20 protein-coding genes are annotated in these 19534 nt (G+C 66.8%); 14 read left to right on the forward strand and 6 right to left on the reverse strand.

The window, feature by feature from the left end; genetic code table 11:
* Positions 1-954, reverse strand: coding sequence for an ABC transporter ATP-binding protein (locus D5S08_RS08120; RefSeq protein WP_121117363.1), 954 nt, complete (start codon positions 952-954; stop codon positions 1-3).
* 82 nt (positions 955-1036) lie between these two features.
* Between D5S08_RS08120 and D5S08_RS08125 the strand changes: the two genes are divergently transcribed.
* The 5 genes from D5S08_RS08125 (at position 1037) to D5S08_RS08145 (ending at position 3468) form a co-directional block, all read left to right on the forward strand.
* Positions 1037-1315, forward strand: coding sequence for a zinc-finger domain-containing protein (locus tag D5S08_RS08125; RefSeq protein ID WP_121117653.1), 279 nt, complete (start codon positions 1037-1039; stop codon positions 1313-1315).
* 65 nt (positions 1316-1380) lie between these two features.
* Positions 1381-1806, forward strand: coding sequence for a hypothetical protein (locus D5S08_RS16410; protein WP_126665518.1), 426 nt, complete (start codon positions 1381-1383; stop codon positions 1804-1806).
* Positions 1796-2377: a DUF924 family protein gene (locus D5S08_RS08135; RefSeq protein ID WP_241557297.1), complete on the forward strand. Its 582-nt coding sequence runs from the start codon at positions 1796-1798 to the stop codon at positions 2375-2377. The genes D5S08_RS16410 and D5S08_RS08135 overlap by 11 nt, the downstream gene beginning before the upstream one ends.
* Positions 2378-2473: 96 nt before the next feature.
* Positions 2474-2800 carry a DUF6481 family protein gene (locus tag D5S08_RS08140; RefSeq protein WP_121117369.1) on the forward strand — a complete coding sequence of 109 codons (327 nt, stop codon included), beginning with the start codon at positions 2474-2476 and terminating at the stop codon, positions 2798-2800.
* On the forward strand, positions 2797-3468 hold the full coding sequence (locus tag D5S08_RS08145; protein ID WP_121117371.1) for a spermidine synthase: 672 nt from the start codon (positions 2797-2799) through the stop codon (positions 3466-3468). Before D5S08_RS08140 ends, D5S08_RS08145 begins: the two co-directional genes overlap by 4 nt.
* 58 nt (positions 3469-3526) lie before the next feature.
* Here D5S08_RS08145 and D5S08_RS08150 read toward each other — a convergent pair whose 3' ends face one another.
* Positions 3527-4357 (reverse strand): transporter, encoded by an 831-nt coding sequence (locus tag D5S08_RS08150; RefSeq protein WP_121117373.1) that lies wholly within the window; start codon positions 4355-4357, stop codon positions 3527-3529.
* On the reverse strand, positions 4348-5928 hold the full coding sequence (gene guaA / locus D5S08_RS08155) for a glutamine-hydrolyzing GMP synthase (protein ID WP_121117375.1): 1581 nt from the start codon (positions 5926-5928) through the stop codon (positions 4348-4350). Before guaA ends, D5S08_RS08150 begins: the two co-directional genes overlap by 10 nt.
* A 509-nt stretch (positions 5929-6437) precedes the next feature.
* On the opposite strand from guaA, the gene gyrB reads away from it, so the two are divergent.
* The 4 genes from gyrB (at position 6438) to D5S08_RS08175 (ending at position 13863) form a co-directional block, all read left to right on the forward strand.
* Entirely contained in the window at positions 6438-8963 is a 2526-nt protein-coding gene (gene gyrB / locus D5S08_RS08160) for a DNA topoisomerase (ATP-hydrolyzing) subunit B (RefSeq protein ID WP_121117655.1), read from the forward strand.
* Between the two features lie 519 nt (positions 8964-9482).
* The gene (locus D5S08_RS08165; RefSeq protein WP_121117656.1) at positions 9483-11765 is read left to right on the forward strand and encodes a glycosyltransferase family 4 protein; all 2283 of its coding nucleotides are present in this window, start codon (positions 9483-9485) and stop codon (positions 11763-11765) included.
* Positions 11710-13026 carry a glycoside hydrolase family 130 protein gene (locus D5S08_RS08170; RefSeq protein WP_121117377.1) on the forward strand — a complete coding sequence of 439 codons (1317 nt, stop codon included), beginning with the start codon at positions 11710-11712 and terminating at the stop codon, positions 13024-13026. The genes D5S08_RS08165 and D5S08_RS08170 overlap by 56 nt, the downstream gene beginning before the upstream one ends.
* Positions 13027-13095: 69 nt before the next feature.
* Entirely contained in the window at positions 13096-13863 is a 768-nt protein-coding gene (locus tag D5S08_RS08175; RefSeq protein WP_241557298.1) for a class I mannose-6-phosphate isomerase, read from the forward strand.
* Here D5S08_RS08175 and D5S08_RS08180 read toward each other — a convergent pair.
* Positions 13860-14642: an enoyl-CoA hydratase-related protein gene (locus D5S08_RS08180; protein ID WP_241557299.1), complete on the reverse strand. Its 783-nt coding sequence runs from the start codon at positions 14640-14642 to the stop codon at positions 13860-13862. The genes D5S08_RS08175 and D5S08_RS08180 overlap by 4 nt on opposite strands.
* A gap of 70 nt (positions 14643-14712) precedes the next feature.
* On the opposite strand from D5S08_RS08180, the gene D5S08_RS08185 reads away from it, so the two are divergent.
* The 3 genes from D5S08_RS08185 to D5S08_RS08195 all read left to right on the forward strand — a co-directional run bounded on the left by D5S08_RS08185 (position 14713) and on the right by D5S08_RS08195 (position 17220).
* Positions 14713-15723 (forward strand): NAD(P)H-dependent flavin oxidoreductase, encoded by a 1011-nt coding sequence (locus D5S08_RS08185; protein ID WP_121117383.1) that lies wholly within the window; start codon positions 14713-14715, stop codon positions 15721-15723.
* A 58-nt stretch (positions 15724-15781) separates the two neighbouring features.
* The gene (locus D5S08_RS08190; protein ID WP_121117385.1) at positions 15782-15973 is read left to right on the forward strand and encodes a hypothetical protein; all 192 of its coding nucleotides are present in this window, start codon (positions 15782-15784) and stop codon (positions 15971-15973) included.
* A 134-nt stretch (positions 15974-16107) separates the two neighbouring features.
* The gene (locus D5S08_RS08195; RefSeq protein WP_121117387.1) at positions 16108-17220 is read left to right on the forward strand and encodes a DUF4126 family protein; all 1113 of its coding nucleotides are present in this window, start codon (positions 16108-16110) and stop codon (positions 17218-17220) included.
* On the opposite strand, the gene D5S08_RS08200 is transcribed toward D5S08_RS08195, so the two are convergent.
* Both D5S08_RS08200 and D5S08_RS08205 read right to left on the reverse strand, forming a co-directional pair.
* Positions 17162-17692 carry a YceD family protein gene (locus tag D5S08_RS08200; protein WP_175578904.1) on the reverse strand — a complete coding sequence of 177 codons (531 nt, stop codon included), beginning with the start codon at positions 17690-17692 and terminating at the stop codon, positions 17162-17164. The genes D5S08_RS08195 and D5S08_RS08200 overlap by 59 nt on opposite strands.
* Positions 17689-18222 (reverse strand): ubiquinol-cytochrome C chaperone family protein, encoded by a 534-nt coding sequence (locus tag D5S08_RS08205; RefSeq protein WP_121117389.1) that lies wholly within the window; start codon positions 18220-18222, stop codon positions 17689-17691. The genes D5S08_RS08200 and D5S08_RS08205 overlap by 4 nt, the downstream gene beginning before the upstream one ends.
* A 151-nt stretch (positions 18223-18373) precedes the next feature.
* Here D5S08_RS08205 and D5S08_RS08210 point away from each other — a divergent pair, with 151 nt between their 5' ends.
* Entirely contained in the window at positions 18374-18844 is a 471-nt protein-coding gene (locus D5S08_RS08210) for an outer membrane protein assembly factor BamE (RefSeq protein WP_121117391.1), read from the forward strand.
* Positions 18845-18918: 74 nt separating this feature from the next.
* Positions 18919-19527 carry an ATP-dependent protease subunit HslV gene (gene hslV / locus D5S08_RS08215; protein ID WP_121117393.1) on the forward strand — a complete coding sequence of 203 codons (609 nt, stop codon included), beginning with the start codon at positions 18919-18921 and terminating at the stop codon, positions 19525-19527.
* Positions 19528-19534 lie beyond the last annotated feature (7 nt).

Consider the following 19534-nt stretch of genomic DNA (forward strand, 5'->3'; position numbering starts at 1 on the left):
CTACGCGGCCTGCTGCTGCATGGTCAGCTGCACGAAGACATCTTCCAGATCCGCCTCGCGCGTGGTCACGTCCTGGATGGTGTAGCCTTCGCGCTGGAGGATTGCGAGCACCTGCCCCGCGCTCATCCGGTCGCGATCATAGGTGATTTCCAGCGTGCGCGGGTCGATCAGCACCGCCTTGGTCAGCAGCGGATCGCCCATGATCGCCTCCGCCGGAACGGTCAGGTCGCGTTCCAGCGTCACGCGCACGATCTTGTCGCGCGCCATCGCGATCAGTTCGCGCGTGGGCTGGTTGGTCACCAGCGTGCCGTGATTGATGATCGCGATGCGGTCGCACAGCTGCTCCGCTTCCTCCAGATAATGGGTGGTCAGCACCACCGTCACCCCCTGGCTGTTCAGATCGCCTACCAGCTCCCACAATTGCCGGCGCAGCTCCACATCGACGCCGGCGGTCGGCTCGTCCAGCACCAGGATGGGCGGGGCGTGGACCATCGCCTTGGCGATCAGCAGCCGGCGCTTCATCCCGCCCGACAGCGACCGGGCATAGGCATTGCGCTTGTCGTGCAGGTGCACCGCGCGCAGCAGCGCTTCCGACCGGCGCAGCGTTCTGGCCACACCATACATGCCGGCCTGGTTTTCCAGCACCTCGAACGGGGTGAAGAAGGGATCGAACACGATCTCCTGCGGGACGATGCCGATCGACAGCTTGGCATTGCGATGGTCGCGGTCGATGTCGTGGCCCCAGATGCGCACGGTGCCGCCGGTCTTGTTCACCAGTCCCGCCATGATGTTGATCATGGTGGACTTGCCGGCGCCGTTCGGGCCCAGCAGGCCGAAGATGCCGCCATTCGGCACATCCAGGCTTACGCCTTGCAGCGCATGCTTGACCGGCTGGTTCTTCTGCGCGGCATAGGTTTTCACCAGATCGCGGATTTCGATTGCGGCGTCGGACATGGCGGCGATGTGGCGGAGGCGGCCAGGTCTTGCAAGGTGGCGTGTCTTGCAAGGCGGCAGGCACCGGGATATGCGCGTCGGCATGGACAACGCACCCGAGACAACGATCGTGGAAACCCGCCGCGTGTGGTGCGACGGTTCGGGCGACATCCGCTCCGGCCCGAATTTCCGCTCCGCCTCGCTCGGCCATCCGCGGGTCTACATGCAGATCGATGAGAAGGGCTTCGTCGATTGCGGCTATTGCGACCGCCGGTTCATCCTGGCGGACGGTCCGGCGCAGGAGCGTGACCGGCACGAAGTGGATCAGGGCGACATCACGGAAACCGGGCTGGGGCATGACGTGTCCCGCGTCGACCACTGAACAGGAAGGTCAGCACCGGTTCACGCAAGGGTCGCTAGGTCTTCGTGCATACGGAGACACGAATCATGCGTTTCATTGTTTCGCTTGCGGCCGCCGCCTTGGCCAGCATCACAGTACCGGCCATCGCCGCGCAGGATGATGCCCCGCAGCCCACCACACGTGCCGAACGCAACCAGGCCCGGCTGGCCGAACGGCTGGAAGGCCGCACGGCCGGCGAGATGGTCAGCTGCGTCTATGCCCCCAACTCCAACCGGCTGGAGACGATCGAAGGTGTCGGCTTCGTGTATGACCGGGGCAACACCCTGTATGTCGCCCGCCCGCGTGATCCTTCGGTCCTGGGGCCGAACGACGTCGTGGTGGTGCGGCGGTTTTCCGGCGGGCAGCTGTGCCGGCAGGACCTGATGCAGACCGTCGACCGGCAAAGCGGCATGTTGAGCGGCATTGTAGCCATCGATGGTTTCGTGCCTTACACCAAGCCAGGTGACAACTGACACTCGACGCATTTCGAACACCGGAGCGCAGCGGCGCTGGGCGGCGGAACTGGAGCACTTCTGGTTCCGCCGCCTGAACCCCGGCCAGTGGTTCGCGCCTGACAAGGATGTGGATGCCGAGCTGCACCGCCGGTTCGCCCCTGATCTCGCCGCCCTGTGGACGCAAGGTCCGCCCAGCTTCCTGACCGATCCGCATACCGCACTCGCCGCGGTGCTGCTGTTCGACCAGGTGCCGCGCAATCTGTTTCGCGGCACCGCGACCACCTTCGCCTTCGACCCGCTGGCGCAGCGGATCACCCATGGCGCGCTGGCGCGTGGTTTCGACCGGGCCTTGCGACCGGAACAGCGCGTGTTCCTGGCCATGCCCCTGATGCATAGTGAACAGATCGCGGACCAGCTGCGATCGGTCCGCTTCTTCACGCAGCTGGGCCTGCCCGCCAATCGCGCCTTTGCCGTAGATCACTATCGCATGATCGCCCGCTTCGGTCGCTTTCCGCACCGGAACGCCGCGCTTGGTCGCACCAGCACGCCCGCAGAATGCCGCGCGGTGGAGCAGGGTTTCGCCTGGTAAAGGCCGCCGCCACTTAGGGGGCAGCAATGGCCAGGCATATCTGCTAGGGCGCCGATCGGCCGATCTGGCCGATCCCCTATCAGGAGCATTGCATACATGGCCGGTTTCAAGGCCCCCGACTTTCAGGACCGTGCCGCCGCTTCGCGTGCGGCCAAAGAAAGCGCGCTGGAAAAGCTGCGCACCAAGGCGCCGATCGATCCAGAAGAGCTGGCCCGCCAGCGCGAGATCGCCGCCGCCAAGGAAGCCGCCGCGGCGGAGAAGCGCGCTGCCCGCCAGCTGAAGCTGGCCGAGGAAAAGGCCGAGCGGCAGGCGAAGAAGGAAGCCGCGGCCATCGCCAACGCGCCCAAGCCGCAGAAGACGGCCGAGGAGCTGAAGGCTATCCGCGACGCGAAATATGCGGCGAGGAAAGCCCGCAAGAAGTGATCCCGCGCGAGGAGATCGGCGTAGCGGAGGTGCCCGGTGGCCCCCCGCTGCGGTTGGTCCGCCACGGGCGCGACTTCATCATCATGCTCGATCGCAACGAGCTGATGAGCAGCCGCATGAGCGGTTCGGAGGCGGCGCTCGGCACCATGACGCTGGACCGCCTCGGCTCCCCGCCGGATGCACGGTTGCTGATCGGCGGCTACGGCATGGGCTTCACCCTGCGCGCCGTGCTCGCGCGGCTGGGTCCGAAGGGCAGGGCCGTCGTGGCCGAGCTGGTGCCCGGAATCATCGACTGGGCGCGCGGCCCGATGCAGGATCTTGCCGCCGGCTGCCTGGACGATCCCCGCGTCGCCTTGCGGATGAACGATGTGGGCTGGGAAATCGTCTCGGCCCGCGGCGAGTATGACGCCATTCTGCTGGACGTGGACAATGGCCCAGATGGGCTGACCCGCCCGGCCAACAATGCGCTCTACACGCCTGACGGACTGCGCGCAGCCCGCCGGGCTTTGCGCCCCGGCGGCATTCTGGCGGTTTGGTCCGCCGGCACCGACGACGCCTTTACCCGTCGCCTGAACAGCGCCGGCTTCGAGGTGGAGGAACGGCGCGTGCGCGCGCGGGAGAATGGCAAGGGGCCGCAGCATCATCTGTGGTTCGCGACTTCGCCTTAGCGACCGGCGCCTTGCCAGGCCCATGGGTTCGATACAACTGACCTGAACGAGCCGCATTCTAGAACAGGATCGCACCGCCCAGGGCGATCCGGATGTCCGGCGTCGCCTGGTTCAGCCCCGCCGCCGCCAGGACATCCAGCTGCATGCGCTTCGTCGGCTGCCAGGCGAGCGACTGCGCCGCCAGCACATAGGTCTCGTCGCCGACCGGATCATCGTCGCGCTCCATGGACACTTCGCTGGTCCAGGTCACCGCGTCCGAAAGCTGGCAGCCCAGGCCGATAATGCCACTGGTGTTCAGGTGCCGCCCGTCGCCATCCTCGTCCGCCAGCGCCGCGACCTGGCCGGTGAAGGCGAGATTGAGCGAGGGCGACAGGTCGTAGGTGACCGGGACCATTGCGCCCGCCTCCCAATCCCCGCTGCCGATCGGCGCGCCGCCTACGGGCAGGACAACGAAGGGCTCGATGCCGAAGGACAGCCCGGCACCATCCGGATTGCGCAGGTTCTGCCGCACGGCGAAGCGGACGTCGCCGACGGCGTTGTCGCGGCTCACATCACCTGTTGGCTTGTCGCGGAGGCGCGCGGTGCCGAAGGCGGTCCAGCCGATCTGCATTTCCGTCTGCGGGCCGATCCCGGTGCGCGCGAGCAGGTCGGCGACAAGCAGCTGATCCTCGCGCTCCTGCGCATTGTCGTCGCGCTGCCAGTCGAGCGCGGAGACCTCGAACTGCACATGCCCGGGATCGGTCGTGCAGGCGGAGGCGCCAAGACTGGGGCGGTTTGGGCAGAAGCGCAGGTCGCCGCTGTCCTGCGCTGCAGCCGGCAAGGCGCACAGGGTAGCGGAGGCGAGGATGCTCGCCCGCCAAGCCCCCCTGACGATGGCTGCTATTCCCACTCAATCGTGCCAGGCGGCTTGCTGGTGTAGTCGTACACCACGCGGTTGATGCCGCGCACCTCGTTGACGATGCGGGTCGCCACGCGGCCCAGGAAGGCGCCGTCGAACGGATAGACGTCGGCGGTCATGCCATCGGTGCTGGTCACCGCCCGCAAGGCACAGACCGAATCATAGGTGCGGCTGTCGCCCATCACACCCACGGTCTTGACCGGCAGCAGCACGGCGAAGGCCTGCCAGATGGCATCATATAGCCCGGCATTGCGGATCTCTTCCAGGTAGATCGCATCCGCCTTGCGCAGGATGTCGCAGCGTTCCTTGGTCACCTCGCCCGGGATACGAATGGCGAGGCCGGGGCCGGGGAAGGGGTGCCGACCGACAAAGGCGGGCGGGAGGCCCAGCTCGCGACCCAGTTCGCGCACTTCGTCCTTGAACAGTTCGCGCAAGGGTTCGACCAGCGCCATGTTCATGCGTTCGGGCAGGCCGCCGACATTGTGGTGGCTCTTGATCGTCACCGATGGGCCGCCGGTGAAGCTGACGCTTTCGATCACATCGGGGTACAGCGTGCCCTGCGCCAGGAAGTCGGCGCCGCCGATCTTCTTCGCCTCGGCATCGAACACGTCGATGAAGGTCTTGCCGATGAACTTGCGCTTGGCTTCCGGATCGGTCAGCCCGGCCAGACCGTCCATGAACAGCTCTTCCGCATCCACATGGACCAGCGGGATGTTGTAATGATTGCGGAACAGGCCGACCACCTGCTCCGCCTCGCCCAGCCGCATCAGGCCGTGATCGACGAACACGCAGGTCAGCTGGTCGCCGATCGCCTCGTGAATCAGCACCGCGGCCACCGCTGAATCCACGCCGCCGGACAGTCCGCAGATCACGCGGGCATCGCCCACCTGCGCGCGGATGTCGTCGATCTTGGCGCGGCGGAACTCGGCCATGGTCCAGTCGCCGGTTAGGCCGCAGACATGGCGCACGAAATTGGCCAGCAGCTTGGCGCCGTCGGGGGTGTGGAACACCTCGGGGTGGAACTGCGTGCCGTAATAGCGGCGCTCGTCATCCGCGATCAGCGCGAAGGGCGCACCATCGCTGGTGGCGACGATGCGGAAGCCATCGGCGAAGCGGGTGACCTTGTCGCCATGGCTCATCCACACCTGGTGCCGTTCACCCACCTGCCACAGTCCGTCGAACAGCACGCAAGGCTCGGTCACGGTAAGGAATGCGCGGCCGAACTCGCCACCTTCGCCGGTCTCGTGCCCCGGCCGCACCTCGCCGCCCAGCTGGTGCGTCATCACCTGCTGGCCATAGCAGATGCCCAGGATCGGCAGGCCGCTGTCGAACAGCACCTGCGGCGCGCGCGGGCTGCCTTCGGCCGGCACGCTGGCCGGGCTGCCGGACAGGATGATGCCCTTGGGCTTCAGGCGGTGGAACGCTTCTTCCGCCGTGGTGAAGGGGGCGATCTCCGAATAGACCCCCGCCTCGCGCACGCGGCGGGCGATCAGCTGGGTCACCTGGCTGCCGAAATCGACGATCAGGATGGTATCGGGCTGGGAATCGGCGATGCTGCTCATGCGTGGCGGTTAGGCACAGCGCCCGGCCTGTGTCCAGCATGGACGGGCAGCGCGCCGCGACATGGTTGCCACAGGCCTACGCACAATTGCGGAGATGAGTTGCAAAGCTTGCAACAGCCGTGAACCTCTTCGCATTTGAGTTTGGGCGTCGCCCGCTGCAAATACAGCCTCGACAAGCGAACACCCCGGATGGCGATCACAAGCGCCTGACGGAAGAACATACCACGTAATTGCAAGGTGCTGGCCGTATAAGCGGTGGCACTCCATAGCAGGAGAAAAGTATCATGGCCAAGTTTCTGAAGCGCATGCTCGTCGCCTACATCACCAATGCTGGCGCTTCGCGTCACCCGATGATGTGGCCGCACTGATAGACTATCAGGCGTCCTGACATTCAGACGGCCGTCCCCCCGGGGCGGCCGTTTGCGTTTGGGGCCACACCATCGCTGGAAAGCTGTGGACCGGGACGCTCCGTGCTTTCCTCTGCGCCTGCAGATTCCTATATGATGGGCATGAGCGACAGCGAGAATACCAGGCAGCCGAACGGCTACGACGCAGATCAGATCAGAGTGCTGAAGGGGCTGGATGCCGTGCGCAAGCGGCCCGGCATGTATATCGGTGATACCGATGACGGCTCCGGCCTGCACCACATGGTGTTCGAAGTATCGGACAACGCCATTGACGAGGCGCTGGCCGGCCATTGCGACCTGGTGCTGATCGAGCTGAACGCCGACGGATCGGTCAGCGTGACGGACAATGGCCGCGGCATCCCGGTGGACATCCACAAGGAAGAAGGCGTCAGCGCGGCGGAGGTCATCATGACCCAGCTGCATGCCGGCGGGAAGTTCGACAACACGAACGACGACAACGCCTACAAGGTGTCGGGCGGCCTGCACGGCGTGGGCGTGTCGGTGGTGAACGCCCTGTCCGAATGGCTGGAGCTGACGGTCTGGCGCAATGGGCGCGAGTACTGGATGCGGTTTGAGCATGGCGACGCCGTGGCGCCCCTGGAGGAGCGCGGCGAAGTGCCCGCCGGGCAGAAGGGGACCAAGGTCACCTTCCTGCCGTCGACCGACACGTTCAAGAACGTCACCGAGTTCGATTTCGACAAGCTGGAGCACCGCTACCGCGAGCTTGCCTTCCTGAATTCCGGCGTGCGCATCAACCTGCGCGACAACCGGCACGAGGTGCCGCTGGAGCATGACCTGTACTACGAGGGCGGCATCGCGGCCTTTGTGAAATATCTGGACCGCAACAAGCAGCCCCTGATGCCCGAGCCCATCGCCATTTCGGCGGAGAAGGACGGCATCGGCATCGACGTCTCGCTGGAATGGAACGACTCCTATTACGAGAACGTCCTGGCCTTCACCAACAACATCCCGCAGCGCGACGGCGGCACGCATCTGGCGGCCTTCCGCGCGGCGCTGACCCGCACGCTGAACGGCTATGCCGCTTCATCGGGCCTGATGAAGAAGGAAAAGGTCACGCTGTCGGGCGAGGATATGCGCGAAGGGCTGACCGCGATCGTCAGCGTGAAGCTGCCCGATCCCAAATTCTCCAGCCAGACCAAGGACAAGCTGGTCAGTTCCGAAGTGCGCCAGCCGCTGGAAGCGCTGATGGGCGACAAGATGTCCGAATGGCTGCAGGAGCATCCGGCCCATGCCAGGGAGATCATCGGCAAGGTGATCGACGCCGCCGCGGCGCGCGAGGCGGCGAAGCGCGCGCGCGAGCTGACGCGGCGCAAGGGCGTGATGGACATTGCCAGCCTGCCCGGCAAGCTGGCCGACTGCCAGGAACGCGATCCCAGCAAGTGCGAACTGTTCCTGGTGGAGGGCGATTCCGCCGGCGGCTCCGCCAAGCAGGGTCGTGACCGGCATGTGCAGGCGATCCTGCCGCTCAAGGGCAAGATCCTCAACGTGGAGCGGGCACGGTTCGACCGGATTATCTCGTCGAAGGAAGTCGGCACGCTGATCCAGGCGATGGGCACCGGCGTCCGCGATGAATTCAGCCTGGAGAAGCTGCGCTATCACAAGATCGTCATCATGACGGACGCCGACGTGGACGGCGCGCATATCCGCACGCTGCTGCTGACCTTCTTCCACCGGCAGATGCCGGAAATCATCAAGGCCGGACACCTGTTCATCGCCCAGCCGCCCTTGTACAAGGTCGCGAAGAACCGGTCGGAGGTCTATCTGAAGGACCAGGCCGCGCTGGACCGCTACCTGATCGAAGGCGGGCTGCAGGGCCGGGTGCTGGAAGGCGCCGGCGGCGCGCGCAGCGGCAAGGACCTGACCGCGCTGGTCGAACATGCGCTGCGCATGCAGAACCTGATGGCCTTCGTGCCGCGCCGCTACGACCCGGCGGTGGTGGAGGCGATGGCGCTGGCCGGCGCCCTCGATCCCGAAATGGATGGCCCGACCCGGGCTGTGGCGCTGCAGCGCGCCGCGGCGCAGATGCAGCTGAGCGATCCGGAGGCGAACTGGTCGGCCGAACAGCGCGAGGATGGATCCATCCGGTTTGACCGGGTGTGGCGCGGGGTGACCGATGCGCATCTGATCGAAGCCGGCTTCGTCGGCAGTGCGGAGGCGCGCAAGCTGCACCGGCTGGCGAGCGAGCATGCCGATGCCTACGACACGCCAGCGCGCCTGACGAAGGCACCCGCCGGCGGCAGCACGGTCGAGCCCGAACCCGTTCCGGTCGAGGCCGAAAGCGACACCGACGAACCCGGCGCGGTCGAGGCCGTGCCCACCCGGCCGCTCGATGGTGCGATCACCCGGCCCAGCCAGCTGCTGGCCGCGGTACTGGAGACGGGGCGCAAGGGCCTGTCGGTGCAGCGCTACAAGGGTCTGGGCGAGATGAATGCCGACCAGTTGTGGGAGACGACGCTCGACCCCGAGAACCGCGCATTGCTGCAGGTGAAGGTAGAGGACGCCGACGTGACGGACGAGATCTTCACCCGGCTGATGGGCGACGTGGTCGAACCGCGGCGCGAATTCATCCAGCAGAACGCCCTCAACGTCGCCAACCTGGACGTGTGACCGGCCCGGTCAGGGCAACCATCGCGCCCTGACCGGCTGTGCCGACCTGTACGAGATACGCTTCTCCGGCGACTTGCGGGCTCATGGGTCTGTGCCGGATGCGGGCGCATGCGACCTGGAGCGCCCTCCTGGCCCGCTGCCGGGCCGCGCACCGGCGCGCTTTCCGGATCGCAAATGCAGCATGGCGTGACCTGATCATCCCCCTGGAACCGAATCGCTGCGTTGAAAGTTGCTATTTGATAGAACGATTGTGCAACTGCGAAGGTAGCGACGGCACATCGGATCGGCAAAACGCATTGGTTTGACAGGTTATTGTGCCTCGTGGCGTGCCTGTCCTGCAACCGTGACAGGGTTGATGCTGCAGGGCAGCATGGATCGGGCGGTAGGGGCAGCACGCGGCAGGAGCGCCAGCAGGTTCCGGGGAACGCAACGATGGGTGATGGTGAGCGCTTGCCAACCGGGCAGGTCCAGTCGATCTTTTCCGGACCGCGGGGCGCCGGACGCAAGGAGGGCCTCGACATGCCGCATCAAGTCCGTCGCCCGCTGCGTCGCATCGCGCTGATCGGCAATTTCGTGCCGCGCAAATGCGGCATTGCGACGTTCACCGGCGATGTGTTCGACAAGCTGCGCGAATTCCATCCTCGCATCCAGGTGGACGTCTATGCGCTGGACGATCCGGCCAACCCGCTTGCCTACCAGAATGTCGCCGGCACCATCGCGTGGAACGATCCCGCCAGCTACGCACAGGCCGCGCGGCGGATCAATGAAAGCGGCGTGGACGTGGTCTGGCTGCAGCACGAATATGGCATCTTCGGCGGCACAGATGGCGACATGGTCAGCGGCTTCGTGGACCGCATTGCCGCTCCGCTGATCCTGACGCCGCATACGGTGCTGGCCGAACCGTCTGCCCGCCAGCGCACCATCCTGACCCATCTGGTCGAACGTGCCAGCCGGATCATGGTGATGAGCGGCCATTCGCGCGACCTGCTAGCCCAGGTCTATGGCGCCCCGCACGACATATTGCAGGTCGTCCCGCATGGCGCGCCCGACCGCCCGTTCGGCCGCAACAGCGCCTTCAAGCATCAGCTTGGCCTGGACGGGCGCAAGGTCCTGATGACCTTCGGCCTGCTGGGGCCGGGCAAGGGGCTGGAAAAGGTGATCGAGGCATTGCCCGCGATCGTCGAGCGCCATCCCGAAGTGCTGTACCGCATCGTCGGCGCAACCCATCCCAATCTGGTCGCGCGCGAAGGCGAGGCCTATCGCGAGCGTCTGATGGCGCGCGCGGTGGAACTGGGCGTCGCCGACCATCTGTCATGGGACAACCGCTTCCTTGAGGTGGACGAACTGCTGGACCAGCTGGAAGCGTGCGACATCTACGTCACGCCCTATCCCGGACTGCAGCAATCCACCTCCGGCACGCTGAGCTACGCCGTGGCCCTTGGCAAGGCGGTTGTGTCGACCCCCTACCTGCATGCCCGCGAACTGCTGAGCGATGATGCCGGCGTGCTGATCGAACCGGGCAGCGCGCCCGCTATCGCCAACGCGGTCAACCACCTGCTGGACGACCCGGAAGAGTTGCTGGCGCTGCAACGCCGCGCCTATGCCCGCGGGCGGGAGACGATCTGGCCACGCTTCGCCGATGGCGCCGCCGCGCTGGTGGAAGCGGCCGTGGCCCCTGCCGGCCGCATACCGCCGCCCACCGCCATGCCCGGCCTGTCCGGCGTGCTGGCCATGAGCGACGGCACCGGCATCTTCCAGCATTCGATCGGCATCGTGCCCGATCGCCGGCATGGTTACTGCCTGGACGACAATGCCCGCGCGCTGATGCTGATGAATGTCGCCGAAGGGCTGGATCCGGCTGAGCAGCTGAAATGGTCCATGACCTATGCCAGCTTCGTGCATCACGCATGGAATCAGGACCTGAAGATCTTTCGCAACTTCATGCGGTTCGATCGCAGCTGGTGCGAAGATGCCGGGTCCGAGGATTCGAACGGCCGGGCCGTGTGGGCGCTGGGGCATACGATGGAGAATGCGCCGTCCGCCGACATGGTGGAATGGGCGCACTGGATGTTCGACACGGCGCTGCCGCATGCCCGCAAGCTGGCCAGCCCGCGGGCGATCGCCTTCACCATGCTGGGCGCCGCCTGCTCGCTGCGCGTCCGCCCTGATCACGACCTGTCGCGCGACACGCTGGCCGAAGGGGCAGACTTCCTGCACCGGCTGCTTGGCGGTGCGCGGCGACCGGATTGGGCCTGGTTCGAAGCCGTGCTCGGTTATGACAATCCGCGGCTGTCGCAGGCGCTGATCGAGGCTGGCGTGCTGCTCGACCGCGCAGAATGGGTCGCGGCAGGGGTGGAAACGTTGGAATGGATCGCTGGGCAGCAGGTTGCCGCCAGCGGTCACTTCCGGCCGATCGGGTCAGACAGCTTCGGCACCGAACATGGCCATCTGCCGTTCGACCAGCAGCCGCTGGAGGCACAGGCGGCGATCGAGGCGGCGCGTGCCGCCTACGATGCCATCGGCGATGCCCGCTGGGTCGATCACGCCCAATGCGCCCGCGACTGGTTCTTCGGGGCGAATGATCGCGGCGTGGTGCTGGCCGACCTGGCGACCGGCCGTTGCCGTGACGGGATCAATCCGCGCGGCGCCAATGCCAATTGTGGGGCGGAATCCATCCTCGCCTTCCAATTGGGGCATTATTCCGTTCTAGCACTCGCCAGAACGCAGCAGCGCGAGTCGATTGGAGATGAATGTGGGTTCCGAGGGCGCGTCGCCGAACAGTCCTTTGCAGATCCTGGATGAGCGGCTGCACGCCGATCCGTCGCGGGTAGTCCTGCGGCCGTTCCATCTCGGGTGGTCGGCATGGAACGCTCCGGGAGGGCGGGCGCTGAAGCTGGTGGAGGATATTGCCGCCCTGTCGGAAGCGGAGGCGGAGGCGGAGTACACCCGCGTCCGGCGCGACTTCGTGGCGCGTCACTGGCAGACCGAAAAGATGTTCGAGGAGCGCTTTGCCGAAGTGCAGGCGACCCTGCCGGCGCAGTGCTGCGACTTCTCGCTCACCCGGCAGCGGCTGGTCGGGGCGTTCTTCTGCCACGAATATACCTATGCCGCCGCGGCATTGATGAACCCGTCCATCGTGCCGCATCCGGACCAGAGCGGCATGGCCAATGGCGCCTGCCGTTTCGTGCTGACGCTGCGGGCCGTGGGCGAAGGGCATATCAGTTCGGTCGCCTTCCGGGAGGGGATCGCGGAAGCCGATGGCAATTTCACGCTGTGGCCGCAGAGCGCCTTTGCCACCAGTGTCGAGCTGGACGATGCCACGCTGACCGACAGCGATGCCGGCGTCACCGTGCACCGCCACTTCGACAGCAGCCTCAGCAACACGGTGATCTTCCCCATCACCGAACAGCAGCGCCACGGGCTGGAAGATCTGCGCATGGTGCGGTTCGACCATGGCGGCGGGGATTACGAGTGGATCGGCACCTATACCGCATATTCGGGCAGCACGATCAGGTCCGAATTGCTGCGCACCTGCGACTTCCGTCGCTTCCTGCTGGAACCGATCACCGGCCGCGCCGGCCGCAACAAGGGCATGGCGCTGTTTCCGGAAAAGATCGGTGGGCAGTATGCGATGGTAAGCCGGCAGGATGGCAAGAACCTGTTCCTGCTGACGTCGGACCGGCTGGACCGCTGGGATGATGAAGGCGCGCTGCTGATGGAGCCGCAATTCCCGTGGGAATTCGTGCAGATCGGCAATTGTGGCAGCCCGATCCGCACGGATGAGGGCTGGCTGCTGTTCACCCATGGCGTCGGCGCGATGCGCAAATATTGCTTGGGCGCCGCGCTGCTGGATCTGGACGATCCGTCCAAGGTGATCGGCCGCACGCGCGAACCGGTGTTGAGCGCGGTTGATGCCGATCGGTCGGGCTATGTGCCAAATGTGGTCTATACCTGCGGCGTGCTGCAGGTGGGCGAGCGCCTGCTGGTGCCCTATGGCATATCGGACAGCGCCGTCGGCTTCGCCACCGTGGAGATCGAAGAGCTGCTGCGCCTGATGCGCTGATAGCTGCTGCGCCGATAGAGGGGTCCGTTGATGTTGCTGCCTACGAAGACGGTCGAGAAGCCTTGGGGCATGGATACGCTGCCCGCCCCCTTTTCCGCGCCCGAAGGCAAGCGGATCGGCGAGATCTGGTTCGAGCCGCCAAAGCAGCTGCCGCAGCTGCTGGTGAAATACATCTTCGCCAGCGAGAAACTGTCGATCCAGGTGCATCCTTCCGACACGCAGACCGAGGCCAGGGGCCTGGGCAAGCAGGGCAAGGAGGAATGCTGGCTGGTGATCGACGCGGAGGAGGACGCGACTCTCGGCATCGGGTTCGACCATCAGCTGAGCGCTGACGATCTGCGCGCCGCATCCGAGGACGGGTCGATCGAAGAGATGATGGTCTGGCACAAGGTGAAGCCGGGCGACTTCTTCTACATCCCCGCCAACACCGTGCACGCGATCGGCGGCGGAGTGTCGATCATCGAGATCCAGCAGAACAGCGACATCACCTATCGTCTGTTCGATTACGGCCGGCCGCGCGAGCTGCATCTGGATGATGGCGTGGCGGTATCGCAGGCAGGCGTGCATGATCCGGCCAATCGCCGGCACGTGCCGGCCAGCGGTGACGTGGCACTGGTGGACGGCCCGCATTTCCGGCTGGATCGCGTTGATGGCGAGCCCGACGCTGCGACGAGGGCGCGCTATTCAGGCCCGCTGCTGGTGATCCCGCGCGAAGGTGCGGCGGAGGTAGAGGGCGATACAGTGGAGCCGGGCGGGTGCGCACTGGCGCCATCGATCGAGGCGATCCGCTTCGCTGCCAATGGCAGCTGCCTGATTACTCAGCCCCTGGAATCCTAACGCCCCTTCCACTCCGCCGGCCGTTTTTCGATGAAGGCGGCCATGCCCTCGGCCTTGTCCTCGGTTCCGGCCAGCAGGTGGAACAGCCGGCGCTCCAGCACCAACCCGTCTTCCAGCGGGAGGTTGGCGGCGGCATGGACCGCTTCCTTTGCGGCCAGCACGGCCAGCGGCGGCATGGCGGCGATGGCGCGGGCGGTCTCCAGCGCGGCGTTCATCAGCCCATCCGCCGGCACCACGCGCGCCACCAGGCCGGCGCCTTGCGCTTCGGCAGCGTCCATCATCCGGCCGGTCAGGATCAGTTCCATGGCCTTTGCCTGCCCCACCGCGCGTGCCAGGCGCTGCGTGCCGCCCATCCCGGGAATGGTGCCCAGCTTGATCTCCGGCTGGCCGAACTTCGCGGAGTCGGCGGCGATGATCAGATCGGCCATCATCGCCAGCTCGCACCCGCCGCCCAGTGCGAAGCCGTTGACCGCCGCGATCCACGGCTTGCGGGTGGCGCGCACCAGATGGCTCTGCCAGCGGCCCAGGCCATCGGCGGCGTAAAACTGCGCGGCCGATGTGGTGGCCAGCTCCTTGATGTCGGCGCCGGCGGCGAAGGCCTTGCCCTCACCGGTCAGCACCGCGCAGCGCTGGCTCTCGTCAGCCTCGAAGGCGGCAAAGGCGGCGATCAGCTCTTCCAGCACGGCCGAGGACAGCGCGTTCAGCGCCTCCGGCCGGTTCAGGGTGACGATCGTGACCGGCCCGTCGGCGGCAACCCTGATTGTGCGATAGTCACTCACGCGCTGCTCCTGCTTGCCCTGTGATCCACCCTTGCCTAGAGCGCCCGGCTTCCCCGTGTCGAGGTGCATAATGGCAGCCTACTCCAAGTCCCATGCGCTGATGCGCCGCGGTGCCGACTTCCTCGGCAGCGAACATGCGATCCTGTGCGGGGCGATGAGCTGGGTGTCGGAACGCAATCTGGTCTCCGCCATCAGCAATGCCGGCGGCTTCGGCGTGATCGCCTGCGGGGCGATGAACCCCGAACTGCTGGACGCGGAGATCACCGCCACCAAGGCGCTGACCGACCGGCCCTTCGGCGTGAACCTGATCACCATGCACCCGCAGCTGACCGACCTGATCGAGGTCTGCAGCCGCCACGGCGTGACCCATGTGGTGCTGGCGGGCGGGATCCCGCCCAAGGGCAGCGTGGAAGCGATCAAGGCGTTCGGCGGCAAGGTGATCGTGTTCGCGCCGACGCTGGCGCTGGCCAGGAAGCTGCTGCGCAGCGGCGGCGATGCGCTGGTGATCGAAGGGATGGAGGCGGGCGGCCATATCGGTCCGGTGTCCACCAGCGTGCTGGCGCAGGAATTCCTGCCCGCGCTGTCGGAGGATCACCTGGTGTTCGTTGCCGGCGGGATCGGCCGGGGGGAGGCGATCGCCGGCTACCTGGAGATGGGCGCGGTCGGCGTGCAGCTGGGCACCCGTTTCGCCTGCGCCACCGAGAGCATTGCGCACCCTGCCTTCAAGAAGGCGTTCTTCCGCGCCAGTGCGCGTGATGCGGTGGCCAGCGTGCAGGTCGATGCGCGCTTGCCGGTCATCCCGGTGCGCGCCCTGCGCAACAAGGCGACGGAGGTGTTCACCGCCAAGCAGCGCGAGGTCGCAAGCATGCTGGATGGGGAGGCGCTGGAGATGGCCGAGGCACAGCTGCAGATCGAGCATTACTGGGCGGGCGCACTGCGCCGCGCGGTGATCGACGGCGATGTGGAGAATGGCAGCCTGATGGCGGGCCAGTCGGTCGGCATGGTGACGCAGGAGGAGCCGGTGCAGGCGATCATGGACGGGTTGATGACGCAATGCGAGGCGGCGCTGCAGCGGCGCTGATTGCCGGAACCAATCCCCTCCTGCCGCGCTTGCCAGTCACATTCCAAGGAGATCTTCGATGATCGGCAAGATGATTGGCGCCGCAGTCGGCGCGCGGGTGGCGGAAAAGGCACGTGGCGGCATCGGCGGAACCGGCGGCGCCCTGGTCGGCGCTCTGGCCGTTCCGCTGTTGCGGCGGCTCGGGCCGGTAGGCCTGATCACCGTGGCGCTGGGTGGCTACGCCGCCAGCCGGATGAGCGGCAAGCGCTGAGGACAGAATAATGGAGAGGAAGGGCGGCACCTTTGCGGGTGTCGCCCTTTTTCGTGCCTGCTGCCACCCGGACAGCCGTGGAACCGGCGCTGCGTCGCCGGGTAGAGAAGGGCAGACAGCTGGAGTACCTGCCAATGGCCGCCAATCCCCTTCCCGCCACCCGCACGCTTGACGACATGCGCGGCACCGCCAGCGGGCTTGCCGCCGGCATTGCCGCGTCCTGGGCAATGGACCGGTTCCAGAATGCGGTGATCCCGCTGTTCCAGCCCTCCGGCCCGCAGCATGGCGACCGGACACCCGCGCCGGAAAAGGCCGCGAATGCGGTGGCGCGGCTGGTGAGCGGGCGGGATGTGGGCAAGGATGATCGGCCGGCCGCCGGCAGCGCGGTGCATTACCTTGTCGGCGGCCTGACCGGTGCGGCCTACGGCCTGGTGGCGGAGCGGTATGGCCCGGCTACGAAGGGCAGGGGCGTCTTGTTCGGCCTCGCCAGTGCCACCCTGATCGACCAGCTGGCCGTGCCACTGACCGGCCTGGCCCGCCCGCCATGGCAGTACACGCTGCGCACGCACGTCTATGCCTACGTCTCCCACATGGTGTTCGGCCTGGCGACGGAGGCGGTACGCCGGTCGTTGCGCGGCAAGGCGGACCGGCGAGATTATACACCGCTTCCGCTGGAGGAAGCGGCGCTGCCCTTTGCGTTGGGCATGGCCAACGGGCAGCGGACCATGACTCCGCCGGCCATCACCAGCCTGGCAGCGGCCACCGGTGCGCTGAAGTTGGACGGCAGCAGGCTCGCCTTCATGGGGCATCCGGTGACGGCCGCCCTGTTCGTGGCGGGCGCGGCGGCGGAATATTACGTGGATGTGCAGCCGGCCACGCCCGATCGCACCGACCCGGTGGCGCTGGGCGGACGCATGGCAGGCGCGGCGCTGTCGGCGGCGGCGATCGCCCGGCCGGAGAAAAGGCAGCAGGCCGCGCTGATCGGCGCTGCGGGTGCCGTCGCGGGCGCGTTCATCGGCTACCGCGTGCGCGCCTTCGCCTCCCGGGCGCTGGGGCGCGACCTGCCGGTCGGCGTGGCGGAGGACGTGCTGTGCCTGGCGGGCACGGTGGCGATCACCGGCTTTGTGGCGATCAAGCGCCGGCGCGAGGCGCGGCAGCGGCGGCTGGAGGCTGCGAGGGCGGCACGGCTTACTTCTTCTGCAAGGCTGCAAGCGCAGCGAACGGACCGCCTGCGCCCGGCGCATTGAGGCCCGCTTCCTCGCGCGCACGATCGGCCTCCGGCCCGCAGGCATAGGGGTCGATCGCCAGCGCCAGGCTCTGCGCCACCGCCTCCCCCAGGTCGAAGGTGGTGCCGGTATAGAACAGCTGGTCGAGATCCTCCTCCTCCAGCTCCAGTTCCTCGGCCGTTATCGTGTATTCCGGCACGAAGAACAGGCGCAGTTCCTCGTCGATCGTCACCGGCAGGTCGGCGCCGGAAATGGCGCAGGTCTGCACGATGTCGGCCTGGAGGCGGCCGGTGGCGGTGACGCGCTCCCCTTCCAGCACCAGCGCCAGCTCGGCCGCCAGACGCTGTATCGCCACCAGTTCGAACCTGCGCGCCAGGGCGGCACGCTCCGCCTCGTCGGCCGTGATCCGCACCGGCCGGGTGGTGATGTGCCGCCGGTCCACCATCCGCGACATCTCGGGGCGCACCTGCTCCGGCTGTTCGGCATCGCTCATCGCGGCAACTCCGCGGCCAGGATGGCGGCAGGCTCGCAGCGGGCCAGTTCTGCATGGTAGGTCCGCAGCAGCCCGGCGATCGCGCTGCCGTCGGCGCCATCGTTCAGGGTGATGTTGCGGCGTGCGGCATCTTCCAGCAGCGCCGGCTCCGCATTTTCGGCGAAGGCGTCGCGGAAGGCGCCAAGCCGGCCGCCCAGCGCCGCGACCAGCTTGCCGATACGCTTGCCCACCACCAGGTCGCCCACACCCGTCTCGCGCAACTGGCGGTCCATATCCTCCACGAACAGTTCGGTCAGGTGCACGCCATGTTCGGGCGGTGCGCCCGCCGATTCCAGCCGCAGCAGCACCAGCGCCAGGATCACGGCGATCATGTCAAACCGCCCGCTGACGGTGTCGGCGACGTGCCCCTGCGCATACCAGTCGGGATTGCGGGAGGCGCCGACAACGCGATGCCACAAGGGCCGCAGCCCGTCCCGCGGATCGGACCGGGGGCGGAAGATACGGGCAAGGGCGGATCGGCGGGCAGTCATGGCGTTGCCTTTGCCTTCTATTCACCAGCGGTTCAATGCTGCCTGCGCAACGCAGGTGGTGCGTGTTGCACATGGGCGGGCCGGCTCGTATGGCCGGCTCTGGCGGATATAGGCGACGATGCCCTTGACGGAAGGCGTGAACAGGCAGGTTATGGCGGTTCTTACACGAATTGGGCTCCTGCTGGCGCTCGCAGCAACGGCGACGGGCTGCAGCTCCATCCGGACTCATCGCGGCTACATCACCGATCCGGTGCTGATCGGCTCGGTACAGCCGGGCGTGGACAACCGCGTGTCGGTCGAACGCACGCTGGGTCAGCCGACCTTCACCAGCCAGTTCGGTCAGCCGGTGTGGTACTACATCGGCAGCAACACCGCACAGGCGCCGTTCACTGACCCGCGCATCGTGGACCATACGGTGCTGGCGGTGACCTTTGACGAAGCCGGCAATGTCGCCACCGCCCGGCAGACCGGGGTGGACCAGGTCGTGCGCCTCAGCCCCGATGGCGCGGCGACGCCCACGCTGGGCAAGGATCGCAGTTTCCTGGAAGATCTGTTCGGCAATATCGGCCAGGTCGGCGCCGCCGGCATGGGCGGGCAGCAGGGTGGCGCTCCCGGTCAGTAACGGGCCTGCCACGGCGGGGCCGGCGTGCAGCGGGCTTGCTTGAAGCATTCCGGCGCGGCCCCATATGCCGCGCCATGGACGAGAGCAGGGCGAGCCACGGCCTGATACAGTGGCATGGGACGACCATCATCGGCGTCAGGCGGAACGGCAGGACCGTGATCGCCGGCGACGGTCAGGTTTCGATGGGCAACACCATCATGAAGCCGAACGCGCGCAAGGTGCGCCGCATCGGCGCCGCCAAGCCGGGTGACGAGGGCAAGGTGATCGCCGGCTTTGCCGGGGCGACCGCCGATGCCTTCACCCTGTTCGAACGGCTGGAACGCAAGCTGGAGCAATATAGCGGCCAGCTGCTGCGCGCTGCGGTGGAGCTGGCCAAGGATTGGCGGACCGACAAATATCTGCGCAACCTGGAAGCGCTGATGATTGTCGCCGATGCGGAGACGTTGCTGGTGCTGACCGGCAATGGTGACGTGCTGGAGCCGGAGGGCGACATCGCCGCGATCGGATCTGGCGGCAATTACGCGCTCGCCGCCGCGCGGGCGCTGGCCGATTACGAGCAGGATGCCGAGGTGATCGCCCGCCGTGCGATGGCCGTGGCGGCCGAGGTATGCGTCTTCACCAATGACCGCGTGACGGTCGAGACCATCGGCGAGACGACCGGTGGCGAAACGCTTGGCGGCTGAGGCGGGG

This window comes from Croceibacterium ferulae, assembly GCF_003660445.1.
GTDB classification, from domain to species: Bacteria; Pseudomonadota; Alphaproteobacteria; order Sphingomonadales; family Sphingomonadaceae; genus Croceibacterium; species Croceibacterium ferulae.